The 13859-nt window shown below is 68.9% G+C and carries 15 protein-coding genes; 2 read left to right on the top strand and 13 right to left on the bottom strand.

Annotated elements, in window-relative coordinates; all coding sequences use genetic code 11:
- The first annotated feature begins 91 nt into the window (after positions 1-91).
- Complete coding sequence (gene trmFO / locus RTL41_RS08860; protein ID WP_312163405.1) at positions 92-1498, top strand: methylenetetrahydrofolate--tRNA-(uracil(54)-C(5))-methyltransferase (FADH(2)-oxidizing) TrmFO; 1407 nt, start codon at positions 92-94, stop codon at positions 1496-1498.
- A gap of 48 nt (positions 1499-1546) precedes the next feature.
- On the opposite strand, the gene RTL41_RS08855 is transcribed toward trmFO, so the two are convergent.
- The 6 genes from RTL41_RS08855 to yajC all read right to left on the bottom strand — a co-directional run bounded on the left by RTL41_RS08855 (position 1547) and on the right by yajC (position 6264).
- Entirely contained in the window at positions 1547-2239 is a 693-nt protein-coding gene (locus RTL41_RS08855) for a squalene/phytoene synthase family protein (protein ID WP_312163403.1), read from the bottom strand.
- Positions 2240-2301: 62 nt separating this feature from the next.
- Positions 2302-2907, bottom strand: coding sequence for a urate hydroxylase PuuD (locus tag RTL41_RS08850; protein ID WP_312163401.1), 606 nt, complete (start codon positions 2905-2907; stop codon positions 2302-2304).
- Positions 2908-2979: 72 nt separating this feature from the next.
- Positions 2980-3339: an Mth938-like domain-containing protein gene (locus RTL41_RS08845; RefSeq protein ID WP_312163399.1), complete on the bottom strand. Its 360-nt coding sequence runs from the start codon at positions 3337-3339 to the stop codon at positions 2980-2982.
- Positions 3340-3346: 7 nt separating this feature from the next.
- Positions 3347-4285, bottom strand: coding sequence for a protein translocase subunit SecF (secF, locus tag RTL41_RS08840; protein WP_312163398.1), 939 nt, complete (start codon positions 4283-4285; stop codon positions 3347-3349).
- 11 nt (positions 4286-4296) lie between these two features.
- The gene (gene secD, locus RTL41_RS08835; protein WP_312163396.1) at positions 4297-5898 is read right to left on the bottom strand and encodes a protein translocase subunit SecD; all 1602 of its coding nucleotides are present in this window, start codon (positions 5896-5898) and stop codon (positions 4297-4299) included.
- Positions 5899-5913: 15 nt separating this feature from the next.
- Positions 5914-6264, bottom strand: a complete 351-nt coding sequence (gene yajC / locus RTL41_RS08830; RefSeq protein ID WP_312163395.1) for a preprotein translocase subunit YajC — start codon at positions 6262-6264, stop codon at positions 5914-5916.
- A 115-nt stretch (positions 6265-6379) separates the two neighbouring features.
- Here yajC and RTL41_RS08825 point away from each other — a divergent pair, with 115 nt between their 5' ends.
- Entirely contained in the window at positions 6380-7219 is an 840-nt protein-coding gene (locus tag RTL41_RS08825) for an ATP-binding protein (protein ID WP_312163514.1), read from the top strand.
- A gap of 196 nt (positions 7220-7415) precedes the next feature.
- Here the strand turns inward: RTL41_RS08825 and RTL41_RS08820 are convergent, their stop codons facing one another.
- From RTL41_RS08820 to RTL41_RS08790, 7 genes are all read right to left on the bottom strand, one after another.
- Positions 7416-9182 carry a LysM peptidoglycan-binding domain-containing protein gene (locus tag RTL41_RS08820; RefSeq protein ID WP_312163393.1) on the bottom strand — a complete coding sequence of 589 codons (1767 nt, stop codon included), beginning with the start codon at positions 9180-9182 and terminating at the stop codon, positions 7416-7418.
- 93 nt (positions 9183-9275) lie between these two features.
- On the bottom strand, positions 9276-9944 hold the full coding sequence (locus tag RTL41_RS08815) for a protein-L-isoaspartate(D-aspartate) O-methyltransferase (RefSeq protein ID WP_312163391.1): 669 nt from the start codon (positions 9942-9944) through the stop codon (positions 9276-9278).
- A 7-nt stretch (positions 9945-9951) separates the two neighbouring features.
- Complete coding sequence (gene surE, locus RTL41_RS08810; protein ID WP_312163389.1) at positions 9952-10731, bottom strand: 5'/3'-nucleotidase SurE; 780 nt, start codon at positions 10729-10731, stop codon at positions 9952-9954.
- Positions 10728-12005, bottom strand: a complete 1278-nt coding sequence (gene serS / locus RTL41_RS08805) for a serine--tRNA ligase (RefSeq protein ID WP_312163388.1) — start codon at positions 12003-12005, stop codon at positions 10728-10730. Before serS ends, surE begins: the two co-directional genes overlap by 4 nt.
- A gap of 75 nt (positions 12006-12080) precedes the next feature.
- On the bottom strand, positions 12081-13022 hold the full coding sequence (gene tatC, locus RTL41_RS08800; RefSeq protein ID WP_312163386.1) for a twin-arginine translocase subunit TatC: 942 nt from the start codon (positions 13020-13022) through the stop codon (positions 12081-12083).
- Complete coding sequence (gene tatB / locus RTL41_RS08795) at positions 13019-13516, bottom strand: Sec-independent protein translocase protein TatB (RefSeq protein ID WP_312163384.1); 498 nt, start codon at positions 13514-13516, stop codon at positions 13019-13021. Before tatB ends, tatC begins: the two co-directional genes overlap by 4 nt.
- Positions 13517-13592: 76 nt before the next feature.
- The gene (locus tag RTL41_RS08790; RefSeq protein WP_312163382.1) at positions 13593-13802 is read right to left on the bottom strand and encodes a twin-arginine translocase TatA/TatE family subunit; all 210 of its coding nucleotides are present in this window, start codon (positions 13800-13802) and stop codon (positions 13593-13595) included.
- Between the last annotated feature and the right edge of the window lie 57 nt (positions 13803-13859).

The raw sequence follows: 13859 nt of genomic DNA, 5'->3' as shown, positions 1-13859 counted from the left end.
GCCGCTGTTTGGCTGCGGACTTTGGTGATCGGTTCACTCCCCCGCAAGGCCCCGCTCGCGAAGAGTTGCAATCGTTGCTAGTTAGTCACGCATGTCGATCCAACCAGTTCATATCGTAGGCGGGGGCCTGGCCGGCTCCGAGGCCGCTTGGCAAGTCGCCCAGGCCGGAGTTCCGGTCGTGCTGCATGAGATGCGTCCGGTCCGGAAGACCGACGCGCACCAGACCGACGGCCTGGCCGAACTGGTCTGTTCCAACTCGTTCCGCGCCGACGACTGGACCGGCAACGCCGTGGGCCTGCTGCACGCCGAGATGCGCAGACTCGGCTCGATCATCATGGGCTGCGGCGACGCCAACCAGGTGCCGGCGGGCGGCGCCCTGGCCGTCGACCGCGACGGCTTCTCGCAGGCGGTCACCGCGCGCCTGGAGGCCCACCCGCTGGTCACCATCGAACGCGAAGAGATCGCCGGCCTGCCGCCGGCCGACTGGGACAGCGTCATCGTCGCCACCGGGCCGCTGACCTCGCCCGCCCTCTCCGCCGCGATCCTGGAGCTGACCGGCGAAGGCGAGCTGGCCTTCTTCGACGCCATCGCGCCGATCGTGAACTTCGACTCCATCGACATGGACGTCTGCTGGCGCCAGTCGCGCTACGACAAGGCCGGCCCGGCCGGCGACACCGCCGCCTACATCAACTGCCCGATGGACAAGGCGCAGTACGAGGCCTTCATCGACGCCCTGCTGGCCGGGCCGAAATCCGAGTTCAAGGACTGGGAGAACGTCCCCTATTTCGACGGCTGCCTGCCGATCGAGGTGATGGCCGAGCGCGGGCGCGAGACGCTGCGCCACGGGCCGATGAAGCCGGTCGGGCTGACCAACGCCCACAATCCCGAGGTCAAGGCCCACGCCATCGTCCAACTGCGCCAGGACAACGCTTTGGGCACGCTCTGGAACATGGTCGGCTTCCAGACCAAGCTGAAGCACGGCGCCCAGACCGAGATCTTCCGCATGATCCCGGGCCTGGAGAAGGCGGTGTTCGCGCGCCTGGGCGGCCTGCACCGCAACACCTTCCTGAACAGCCCCAAGCTGCTGGACGCCCAGTTGCGGATGAAGGGCCAGCCGCGCCTGCGCTTCGCGGGCCAGGTGACCGGGGTCGAGGGCTATGTCGAAAGCGCCGCCATCGGCCTGCTGGCCGGCCGCTTCGCCGCCGCCGAGCGGCTGGGCGCCCCCATCGAGGCGCCGCCCGCCACGACGGCGCTGGGGGCCCTGATCGGCCATATCACCGGCGGCCACATCGATGCGGGCAAGGGCTCGTTCCAGCCGATGAACATCAATTACGGCCTGCTGCCGCCGCTGGACGAGGCCGGCCCCAAGCGCCGCGAGGACGGCAGCCGCATCGGCGCCAAGGAACGCGGCCGCAACAAGAAGCTGGCCATGGGCGAGCGGGCGCTGGCCGACCTCGACGCCTGGGTCACGGGCGCTACGGCGCTGGCGGCGGAATAGGCGCAGCGCGCTTTCCGGGATGACAGCCGTCGATGAGGCGGAGCGCCTCTACGCCCGCCCCCGCAACACCGCCCAGAACAGCCGCCAGCGCATCTCCAGCTCCGAGGGTCGCCGTCCCTTGGCGCGTCCCCGCGCCAGGGTCGCGTGGGCGATGGCCGGGAAGGCCGCGACGGACAGGCCGTCCGAAGCCGCCAGCGCCTCGCTGAGGGCCTTGCGGGCGTCCGCGCCCTCCAACCCCGCCGTGCCCATCAGGCGCCCTATGGCCCAGGCCTCCCCGCCCCGTTCGACCTTGGCGGCGTCGGCATCGGCGTCCAACACCCGCGCGGCGCAGACCGCCGCCGCTCCGCCCGTGCCCCGCGCCCATTCCAGCGCATCGGCCAGGTTCATCGGCGCGGGGTCGAGTTCGCGGTAGCGGGCGTCGATCATCGTTTCCAGCGGCCCGCGCGGCAGGCCGCGGCGTCCGATGGCGGCGGCCAGGGCCTGGGCGGTCGGGTGATGGCGGACGGGACGCCCCTCGTAGACCTCGTCCAGCACCTCGCGCCACCAGGTCAGGCGGATCTCGCCCATCAGGGCGTTGGAGGCGACCTTGGGCGCGCGCGCCAGTTCGTAGTCGAAGGCGTAGATCGCCACGACGTCGGCGCGGGCCTGGGGATCGGCGATGAAGCGGCTGGACAGCCAGCGCTCGGGATCCATCCGGCGGGCCTGGGCGTCGAGATCGGCAGCGGGTTCGGTTTCGGGCATCACACATAAGCAAAAGGCCCGCCGGGTGGGGCGGGCCTTCCGATCCTAGACGGCTTCGGCGTCTAGCCGAAGATGGTCTGGTTCATGGTCATGGTGACCAGCATCGGCACCGACAGCAGGGTGTTGGTGCGCGAGAACAGCATGGCCAGCTTGCCGGCCTTGGCCTTGGCGTCGGCGTCGCCTTCGACCAGGCCGAGCGCGATCTTCTGGTTGGGCCAGATGAAGACCCAGACGTTGAAGAACATGATCGTCGCCAGCCACATGCCGACGCCGATGAAGGTGTGCTGCGGCACCGAGAAGCCGTCCAGCGCGCCCAGCGTGAAGGCCTCGACCAGGAACCCGCGGTTCCAGGCTAGGATCACGCCCATCACCCAGGTCGCCAGCGCCGCCCAGCGGAACCAGAACAGCGCCTCGGGCGCGATGTACTTGGAGACCGCCGGCTTCAGCTCGGCCGGGATATCCGGCATCTTACGGATCTGGACGAAGTTGAAGTAGTAGAGCAAACCGATCCACAGGATGCCGAAGAAGGTGTGCAGCCAGCGGAACACGGCTTGCCAGAAGATGGCGTCGGCCGAGCCGTAATGGCTCATGTAACCGGCGACCATGATGATCGCGAGAATGAAGCTCACGATCATGGTGTTGCGGAAGTTGGACAGCAGTCCTTGCATGGCTCAAGCCCCTCACGATTCCAGCCCTAAGGAACCGGATATAGGGCGTTTCGCCACAGGCGAAAAGCCAAGCTAGACCGCAATCAGCGCCGCGGCGAGCTTGCGACCCTCGGCCGTGAGGATGTTGTAGAGTCGGCAGGCGGCGGCGGTGTCCATGAACTCCAGCCCGATTCCCGCCCTTTGCAGCGCGTCGCGGACCGCCCGGGGCGGCAGGGCGTTGGCCTGCCCCGCCCCCAGCAGCACGAACTCGACGTCGGCGCGGCCGGCCTCGATCACCTCGGCGAAGTGCTCGGGAGCCAGCTCGCTCATCGCCCGGACCGGCCAGGCCCTGGCCTCGTCGCGCACGATCAGCAGGGAGCCCTCGTGCCGGCCGGTGGAGAGGCGGAAGCCGCCGTCTCCATAGGCGTCGATCTGGGGGGCGTCCCTGGCCATGGCGCGCCTAGCGGGCGGCCATGGGCTTGAGGGGCTCAGCCGGCTCGTCGCCGCGCCGCACGCCCCAGAGCAGGATGATCGGCAGGGCCACGTAGATCGACGAGTAGGTGCCGACGACAATGCCGAACACCATGGTCACGACCAGCGGCAACAGCACCGGACCGCCGAAGAACACCGCCCCCGACAGGGCCAGGATCGCGGTCGTGCCGGTGATCAGGGTCCGGGACAGACGTTCGTTCTCGGAGCGGTTGATGACCTCGGCCAGCGGGGCGGTCTTGTACTTGCGCAGGTTCTCGCGAAGCCGGTCGAAGGTGATGACCTTTTCGTTCATCGAGTAGCCGATGACGGTCAGCAGCGCCGCGATCGAGGTCATCGAGAACTCGAGGTGGGTGACCGACAGCATGCCCAGGGTCAGCAGCACGTCGTGGAACACCCCCACCACGGCGCCGAGCCCGAACTGGAGCTGGAAGCGGAACCAGATGTACAGCAGCATCAGGAAGACCGCGACGCCGAGGGCCATGAAGCCCCCCTGCATCAGTTCGCCGGAGACCTTGGGGCCCACGACCTCGACCTTCTGGAAGGTGATGCCGGGGAAGGTCTTGGTCAGCTCGGTCTTGATGCGCTCGGCGCCCTCGACGGGATCGACGCCCTCGGCGGTGCGGAAGCGGAGCATGGCGCCGTTGGGGGCGCCGAGCTGCTGGACCTGGGCGTCCTCGCCGCCGACCCGCGCCATGGTCTGGCGCAGCATGCCGATGTCGGCGGGCCCCGGCGTCTGGACCTCGATCATCGAGCCGCCGATGAAGTCGATGCCCAGGTTCAGGCCCTTGGTGAAGAACGACACGCCCGACAGGACGATCAGGATCGCCGAGAAGATCGCCGCATAAGGCGCCAGTCCCACGAAGTTGAAGTGGAACTCACGCGGCAGAAGTCGGATCAGAGGCCACATGTTCTCAAATCCTATACGATCGGCAGGACTTTCGGCCGGGTGGCGCGGAACCACAGACCGATAAGCACTTGGGTGATGACGACGGCCGTGAACACCGAGGTGATCACCCCGATGAGCAGCGTCCAGGCAAAGCCGCGGATCGGGCCCGAGCCGAACTGGAACATGATCAGCGCGGAGATGGCGCTGGTGATGTTGGCGTCCATGATCGAGACCAGGGCCAGCGAGTAGCCGTGCTCCAGCGCCGATATGGGCGACCTGCCGGCATGCGCCTCGTCGCGTATCCGCTCGTAGATCAGCACGTTGGCGTCGACGGCCACGGCCAGGGTCAGGATGAGGCCGGCGATCCCGGGGAAGGTCAGGGTCGCCTGCGTGAACGACATGATCCCCAGGATCAGCAGCACGTTCACGATCAGCGCGATCGCCGAGAACACGCCGAACAGCCCGTAGGCCAGGATGATGAAGACGATGATCGCGACGCCGCCGATGGCGAGCGAGACGATGCCGGCCTTGACCGCGTCGGCCCCGAGCTCGGCGCCGACGGTCGACTGCTGTTCGACCTTCAGCGGGGCCGGCAGGGCGCCGGCGCGCAGCAGGATGGCCAGGTCGTTGGCGCTCTGCGGCGTGAAGCTGCCGCTGATCTGGCCGCTGCCGCCGGTGATGGCGCTCTGGATGACCGGCGCCGAGATCACCTTGTTGTCGAGGACGATGGCGAAGCGCTTGCCGAGGTTCTGCGAGGTGGCGTCGGCGAAGCGACGGGCGCCCTGCCCGTTGAAGCGGAACGACACCACCGGCTGGCCCGACTGCTGGTCGAACTGCTGCTGGGCGTCGGTGAGCATCTCGCCGGTGACCAGGGCGCGCTTCTTGAGGACGTAGGCCGGGGTGAAGCCGTCGTCGCTCTGATAGACGGCCGATCCGGGCGGCACCCGGCCGGCGGCCATGTCCTCGGGGGTGACGGTGTCGTCGACCATCTGGAAGGTCAGCTTGGCGGTCTGGCCGATGACGTCGCGCAGGCGCTGGGGATCGCTCTCGCCCGGCGCCTGGACCACGATGCGGTTGACGCCCTGGCGGACGATGGTCGGTTCCTTGGTGCCCAGTTCGTCGATCCGGCGGCGCAGGATCTCGATGGACTGATCCACCGCGCGGCCGGCCTCGGCGTTCATCGCGTCCTGCGACAGCGACAGGACGATGCGTCCGCTGCCGGCCGATGCGATCGAAATGCCGCTGCCGCCCGGCGTGCCGGGGGCCGCGGCGGCGACCGTGCCGCGCAACTTGTTGATGGCGGTGTTGGCCTGGGCCGGGTTGTTGATCAGCACGCTGACCTGGTCATTGACCAGGCGCAGCTCCGCAAAGGGGATGTCAGCCTCGCGCAGTTGGGTGCGCACGTCTTCCAGGAGGTTGGTCAGCCGCTCCTGCTTGAGCGCGGCGGTGTCCACCTCCAGCAGGAGGTGCGAGCCCCCCTGCAGGTCCAGGCCGAGATTGAGCGTCTGCTTGGGCATGAAGCCCGGCAGGCTGTCGCGCACATGGGCGGGCAGCACGTTCGGCAAGGTGAACACCACGCCGAAGATCGCCGCGAATACGACGGCGATCACCTTCCAGCGCGAAAGATTCATCATTTGTGCGTCGAGCCCTTAGGCCTTGGAGTCGTTGGCAGGGGCCGGCTCGCCGCGGACGCGAACCTCGGCGATCATGCCCTTGACCACCTTTACGGTGACGCCTTGGGCGATTTCGAGGCCGATTTCCTTGTCCTCGACGCGAACCACCTTGCCGACCACGCCCGAGTTCAGAACGACGGTGTCGTTGCGCTTCAGGTTGGTGATCATCTGCTGGTGTTGCTTCATCCGGCGCTGCTGCGGACGGATCATCAGGAAATAGAACAGCACGACCAGGCCGACCAGCGGCAGGAACTGGATCAGCAGATCCTGCGGGCCGCCAGTGGCGGCGCCGGCGGCGGTCTGGGCGAAGGCGGGAGTGGCGAACATGGCGCTCCGAAGCTCTTAGGTCGGGCGCGTCTCGGCCCGGATTTGAAGTCGGCGGAAGCTATGCGCTGCGTCTTCGTTTTGCAATGGAAGCCCCGTGCGGCTAAGCACCTTCGCCATGGAAGACGCGTTGAAACCCGTTCTCGTCCGCATCGCCGAAGCCCTGGAACGCCTGGCGCCGCCGGCCAAGGCCGCGCCCGCCTTCGACGGCGCCCGCCTCTTTCGGCACGATCCCGTGACCGGCGCCTTCCACCCGGCGCCGGACTATCCCCTGCCGCTGGATTCGCTGCTGGGCATCGAGCGGCAGAAGGAGCGCTTCCTCCAGAACCTGCAACGCTTCGCCCGCGGCCTGCCCAGCAACCACGTGCTGCTGTGGGGCGTGCGCGGCACGGGCAAGAGCTCGATCTCCAAGGCCGCGTTCATGCAGGTCTCGCAGAGCGCGCCGGACCTGAAGCTGGTCGAGGTCGACCGCGACCAGGTCACCGAGCTTCCCGCCCTGTTCGACGAGCTGCGCGGCCGGGCCGAACGCTTCGTGGTGCTGTGCGACGATCTGTCGTTCGAGGAAGGCGCGGCCGCGGCCAAGGCGCTGAAGTCGGCGCTCGAGGGCGGCGTTTCCGGCCCGCCGGCCAACGTGCTGTTCGTGGCCACCTCCAACCGCCGCCACCTGATGCCGCGGACCAATACCGAGGATCGCGGCCTGGTCGCCTCGGCCGAGGACGCCGAGGAAGAGGTCAGCGTCTCGGACCGCTTCGGCCTGTGGATCGGCTTCCCGCCCATGGACCAGGCGACCTATCTGGCCGCGGTCAACGCCTATGCCGAACGCTATGGGCTGACCGATCCGGAGTTCGACCGCCGCGCCCTGCAATGGGCCCAATTGCGCGGCTCAAGGTCGGGGCGCGTGGCCTATCAGTTCATCCGCGACCTGGCGGGCGAACAGGGCAAGGCGCTGCCGCTGTAGCCTCCTGCATGCTCCCCCAAGAGGCAGGGGGATCGCATATGGGGCCGTCGCCTGGAACCCACGTCCTGCGAACGTCATCCTCGGCCGCCAGACCTCGGCGTCCATGGATGGCCGGGCGGCCCGGCCATGACGAACCATGGGGGAATATTCATAGGCGACTAGCCCCTCCCCTCTTGGGGAGGAACTGAGCGGCCCCTTACTTCGGCAGCACCAGTTTCGGGTCGATCGGGCGGGCGCGGTCCTGCGGGGTCGGGGCGTAGCGGACCTCGAAGTGCAGTTGCGGCTCGGAGACGCCGCCGGTGGTCCCGGCCTGGCCGACCTGCTGCCCCTGGACGACCTTCTGCTGCATCTTCACGTCGACGCGGGACATGTGGCCATAGGCCGTCACCCAGCCGTCCGCGTGCTTGATCAGCACCAGATTGCCGAAGCCCGGCACCTGGTCGCCGGCATAGACGACGTCGCCGGCCGCGGCGGCGCGGACCGTCTCGCCCATCGGCGCGCGGATGTTGACGCCGTCGTTGCGCTGGCCCGTGCCCTTCGGCCCAAAGTCCGAGACCACGTCGCCCTTCAGCGGCCAGATGAAGCGGCCACGGCCGAAGCTGGAAATCTGGGCGTCGGTCGGCGAACTGCTGGCCGGGGCCGGCGTCGCGGCCGGAGGAGTCGCGGCGGGAGGCGTCGTCCGCGGCGGCGGGGGCGGCGCCGGGGTCGGCGTGGCGGCCGGCGGCGGATATGTCGGCTGCACCGGCGCGGGCTGTGTCGCCGGCGGCTGGTAGGGCGTGGGCGCCGGCGGAAGCGGCGCGGGCCTGGGCGGCGGGGCGGCCACCTCCTCGCGGATCGGGCCGCGATCACGATAGCCCGCCGGCAGGATGACCTGGCGGCCCGCCCGGATCGAGGCGCCGACCTTCAGGCCGTTGGCGTCGGCCAGCGCCTTCTGGGTGACGCTGAAGCGCCTGGCGATCAGGGCCAGGGTGTCCCCGTCGCCGGCCACATAGGCCTTGGCCTTGGTCGCGGGGCCCTTCAGCACCTGGCCCGGCTGCAGGGCGTAGGGCGGCTTCAGCTTGTTGTCGTCGGCCAGGTCCTTGCGGGTGGTGTCGAGCGTGCGGGCGATGGCGTCGAGGTTGTCGCCCTTCTTGACCGTATAGGTCTTCGGCTTGCCGGCCGTGTCCACGACCTTGCCGGTCACGCGGGTGCGGACGGTCGTGGGCGCGGGCGCCTGCTCGGCGACCGGCGGCGGCGCGGGCCGGGGCGTCGGACCTGGCGGCGGGGCGGGCTCGGGGGCGTAGCTTCCCGAGGGCGCCGGAACCTGGGTCCGCACGACCGTCGGGCCCTTGTCCTTGTAGCCGTCCGGCAGGATCAGCTTCTGGCCGGTCGCCAGCGGCGCGTCGATGTCGCGGTCGTTGGCCTCGGCGATGGCCGCGGCGGTCACGCTGAAGCGGCGGGCGATCGCGAACAGGGTGTCGCCCTGCTCCACCACATAGGCCTTGGCGCTGGACGACTTCGGCCCCTTGAGGACCTGGCCTGGCCGGAGCGCATAGGGCGGCTTGAGGCCATTGTCGTCGGCTAGCTGCTTGCGATCGGTGCCCAGGGTGCGGGCGATGGCGTCGAGGTTGTCGCCCTTCTTGACCGTATAGTCCTTGGCCTGACCGGCGGTGTCCACGACCTTGCCCGCGACCGTGGTGCGGGTGACCGTCTGCATCTGCGGCGGCGCGGCGGGCGGCGGAGGCGGCAGCGGGCGCGCCGGCTGGATGCTCGGCAGCGGCGCGGTCTGGACGGGCGGGATCGGGCGCGCTTCCGGCAGCGGCTCGGCCGGACCCACCGCGGGCGGCGGCGCAGACGGCGGCTGGCTGGGCGCGGGGTTGGGCCTGGTCGGGAAGTTCGGACGTACGGGCTCGACCGTGGTGCAGGCGGTCAGCGCCGTGCCGGCCATCAGGAACAAAACCGTACGCGAAAGAGAAAGCGTCATCGCCGCTCCGGGGGACATTGGATCGGAATCAGTCGAGGCGTCAGGGTTAATGATGGGTTACGGCCGACGCCCAGGCCACCCATTAGTCGTACCTCACGGCTCCTTGGCGACGCCGTCGAGCAGAGGAACGAAGCGGACGTCGGTCATGTGTTCGGCCCGGAAGCCGCCCGCCCCGTCGCCGAGATAGCGGATCAGCTTCTGCACCGGCCCCTTGCCGACTGGCGCGACCAGGATGCCCGAGGGCTTCAATTGCGAAAGCAGGGCCTTGGGCTCTCCCGGCGCCGCCGCTGTGACCAAAATGCGGTCAAAAGGCGCCTGCTCGGGCCAGCCGAGCCCGCCGTCGCCGAAGCGGGTGATGACATTGGTCAGGCCCAGTTGCTTGAAGCGGGCCTCGGCCTCGCCCAGCAGGGTGCGGTAGCGCTCGACCGTGTAGACCAGCCGGGCCAGCTTGGAGAGGATGGTGGTCTGGTAGCCCGAGCCGGTGCCGATCTCCAGCACCCGCGAACGCGGCTCGACCTGCAGGGCCTGGCTCATCAGGCCGACGATGAACGGCTGGCTGATGGTCTGGCCGCAGGCGATCGGCAGGGCCGAATCCTCGAACGCCCGTTCCTTGAACAGGTCCGGCGTGAACATCTCGCGCGGGGTGGACTCGATCGCCGCCAGCACGGCCGGATCGCTGACGCCCTGCGAGCGCAGGGCCAACACCAGTCGTGCGAGCTGGACGTCCCGCCCCTCTTCGCCGTTGTCGTCTTGCTTGGCCATGTTCGCCTCAGGCCTTCGGCGGCGCGCCCCCGAGCACGCCCTTCAGGCGAAAGACGGTTTCGGCGTGAGTCAGGTCGATATGCAAGGGGGTGACGGAAATCTTACCGTCATAGACGGCGCGAAGGTCGGTCCCCTCGGCCGGCTGCGACAATTCGTGGCGGAAGCCCATCCAGTAATAGTCGCGATTGCGCAGGTCGGTCCGCTTCTCGGCGTGGCGCACCGCCACGTCGCGGAAGGTCTGGCGGGTGACCTCGACCTCGGTGATCTCGTCGGGCGCCCGCGAGGGGAAGTTGACGTTCATCACCACGTCCTTGGGCCAGCCGATCTCGACCAGCCGCCGGACGACGCCGGGGCCGAAGCGCTCGGCGGGCGCGAAGAGGTCCTGGCCGTCGACAAGCGGCCATCCGGTCTGCGACAGGGCGATCGACGGCACGCCCAGGGCCATGCCCTCGATGGCGCCGGCGACCGTGCCCGACAGGGTGACGTCCTCGGCCAGGTTGGCGCCGCGATTGACGCCCGACAGCACCAGGTCGGGCCGCAGGCCGCCCATCAGCTCGGTCACCGCCAGCATCACGCAGTCGGTCGGGGTGCCGGTGGTGGCGAAGCGCCGGTCGTCCAGCCGCCGCACCCGCACCGGATCGGCCAGGGTCAGCGCCCGGCTGGCGCCGGACTGCTCGTACTCGGGCGCGCAGATCCAGACGTCGTCGGTCAGGACGCGGGCGATGTTCTCCAGCGCGACGAGGCCTTCCGCATGGATGCCGTCGTCGTTGGTCAGGAGGATTCTCATTCGCCACCGATATGGGTCAGGCCCGGGAGATAGCGGTGCAGCGCCTGCGGAATGGCGATGCGGCCCTTCTCGTCCTGATAGTTCTCCATCACCGCCACGAGCGTGCGGCCGACGGCCAGGCCCGAGCCGTTGAGGCTATGGACGAAGCGGGTGCCCTTCTCGCCGGCCCTCTTGGTGCGCGCGTCCATCCGCCGCGCCTGGAAATCGCCGCAGTTCGAGCAGGAGCTGATCTCGCGATAGCGCCCTTCCGAGGGGATCCAGACCTCAAGGTCATAGGTCTTGCGCGCGCCGAAGCCCATGTCGCCGGTGCAGAGCAGCATGGTGCGGAACGGCAGCTCCAGGGCCTTCAGCACCGCCTCGGCGCAGCCGACCATCCGCTCGTGCTCCTCCTCCGACTTGTCCGGGGCGGTGATCGAGACCAGCTCGACCTTGTAGAACTGGTGCTGGCGGATCATGCCGCGGGTGTCGCGGCCCGAGGCGCCGGCCTCCGAGCGGAAGCAAGGCGTCAGGGCGGTCATCCGCAGGGGCAGTTCCTCCTCGGCGACGATCTGGCCCATGACCATGCTGGTCAGCGGCACCTCGGCGGTCGGGATCAGCCAGCGGCCGTCGGTGGTCCTGAACAGGTCGTCGGCGAACTTCGGCAGCTTGTCGGTGCCGTAGGCGGCCGCGTCGTTGACCAGCAGCGGCGGCGAGACCTCGGTGTAGCCGTGCTCCTGGGTCTGCAGGTCGAGCATGAACTGGCCGATGGCGCGCTCGAGCCGGGCGATCTGGCCCTTCAGCACCACGAAGCGCGCGCCGCTCATGCGGGCGGCGGCCTCGAAGTCCACGAAGCCGAGGCCCTCGCCGAGGTCGACATGATCCTTGGGATTGGAGATCGCGAAGGGCTCGCCCCAGCGGCGGACCTCGACGTTGTCGTGCTCGTCGGCGCCGACCGGCACGTCGGGCAGCGGAACGTTCGGCAGGGCGGCCAGCAGGTCATGCAGTTCGGCCGACACCGCGCGTTCGACCTCGGCCTGCTCGGCCAGCACGCCCTTGACCTGCTCGACCTCGGCCATCAGGCGCTGGGCCTCGGCTTCGTCCTTCCTGGCCTTGGCCTGGCCGATCAGCTTGGAGGCTTCGTTGCGGCGGCTCTGGGCGGTCTCGAGGGCCAGCTTGGCGGCGCGCAGCCTGGCGTCCAGCTCGATCGCCTGGGCGGCGGCGCCGGACCTCCCCTTCGCAGCCCACGCTTGCTCGTAAAGCTCCGGGGTTTCGCGAATGGCTCGGATGTCGTGCATGGGTCCGCCACAGGTGGGAGTGAGCGGACTTCTCTAGAGCGCGTTGGTTAGCGGGCCAACCCCTGGCGCGAGCGCCTAGACCGCCACCACGTCGGTGCCCGCCTCGTCCTCTTCGCGCTTGCGGCGGATCTCGATCACCCGCACGCACCATATCGAGATTTCGTAGAGCAGGATGATCGGCACCGCGAGCATGGTCTGGCTGATCGGATCGGGCGGGGTCACGATCGCGGCGACCACGAACACCCCGACGATGGCGTAGCGGCGGCCCGCCGACAGCGCCTTGGACGAGATCAGCCCGGCCATGCCCAGCAAGGTCAGCACCACCGGCAACTGGAAGCAGAGGCCGAAAGCCAGCAGCAGGGTGGTGACCAGGCTGAGATAGTCCGAGACCTTGGGTAGCAGCTCGACCGAGACCGAGGCGTCGCCGACGATCTGCTGGGACAACGAGAACCACAGCACGAACGGCAGGATCACGTAGTAGACCAGCGCCGCGCCCAGCAGGAACAGGGTCGGCGAGGCCAGCAGGAACGGCAGGAACGCCTTGCGCTCGCGCTTGTAGAGGCCAGGCGCCACGAAACCGTAGACCTGCCAGGCCAGCACCGGGAAGGTCAGCACCACCGCCCCGAACCCGGCCAGCTTCAGCTTGGTGAAGAAGAATTCGAGCGGCGCGGTGAAGACCAGCTTGAGCTTCTCGGCGCCGGCGACGTCGGGGACGTCCCGCATGCCGATCAGGGCCAGGAACAGGTCCTTGGTGCCCGACAGGAACTTCAGCGGGTCGAAGCCCGTGGCCTGCTGGGCGTGCGCCGCCTGCTCGGCCGCCAGCAACTGGGCGGCGATCGCGAACGGGTGCAGCAGGAACATGTAGATCTGCTTGGAGAAGCCGAAGCAGATGGCGAAGCCGATCGCCATGGCCAGCACACAGACGATCAGCCGCGAGCGCAGCTCGACCAGGTGATCCAGCAGCGGCGCGCGCGAGGCCTCGATCTCGGACTCGTCATGATCGTAGGGGCTGCTCACGCCTTGGCTCCGGCCTTGGGCTTGGCGGCGGTCTTCGGTTTGGGCTTCGAGGCCTTGGGCTTGGCCTCCGCCTCGAGCTTGGGCTTGGGCGCGCGGCGGGCGCGCGGCTTGGCCTCTTCCACGACCGGCGCCGGCTCGGCGGCGGGTGGGTCGTAGCTCTGGCTCGCCGAGGGCGGAAACTGCACGGTCGAGCCCTCCAGGCTGTCGCCGATCTCCTTGAAGACCTGGTCGACCTGGGCCTTGGACGCATCGGCCGCGGCGCTGTCGGCCAACTGGCCACGGCGCATCGCCTCGACCTCCTTGCGGAGCTCGTCCAGTTCGGACTGTCGCGCCATCTCGTCGAAGCTGGCGCGGAACTCGTTGGCCATGCCGCGGATCTTGGCCGTGAACTGGCCGAGCTTGCGCAGCATCACAGGCAGGTCCTTGGGTCCCACGACGATCAGGGCGACCGCCGCGATGACCAGGAGTTCAAGCCCGCCGATCTCGGGAAGCATTCGTAAGGCTGCCTAGACGTAAGAGCCCGCGCCGATCGGAACCGGCGCGGGCGAAACCTTCAGGAATACGGCCAGGTCAGCCGTGAGCCTCATCCTTCTCGCGCTCCTTGGGGAGCGGCTTGGAGGCGTCGGCGGTCGTGGTGGGTTCGTCCTTCAGGCCGTCGCGGAAGGCGCGGATGCCCTTGGCGGCGTCGCCCATGATCCCCGACAGCTTGCCGCGGCCGCCGAAAAGCAGCGCGACGACGACGAGAACGATCAGCCAATGCCAAATCGAAAATGAGCCCATAAGGCCAAACTCCTTAACGTCGGCGGCCGACCTCGGCCGCGCGTCCGTCCCCTGTTC

The sequence above is a fragment of the Phenylobacterium sp. genome (genome assembly GCF_031984885.1).
Lineage (GTDB): Bacteria > Pseudomonadota > Alphaproteobacteria > Caulobacterales > Caulobacteraceae > Phenylobacterium.
The sequence above is the reverse complement of the archived record's forward strand: the minus strand, read 5'-3'. Positions and strand labels throughout refer to the sequence as shown.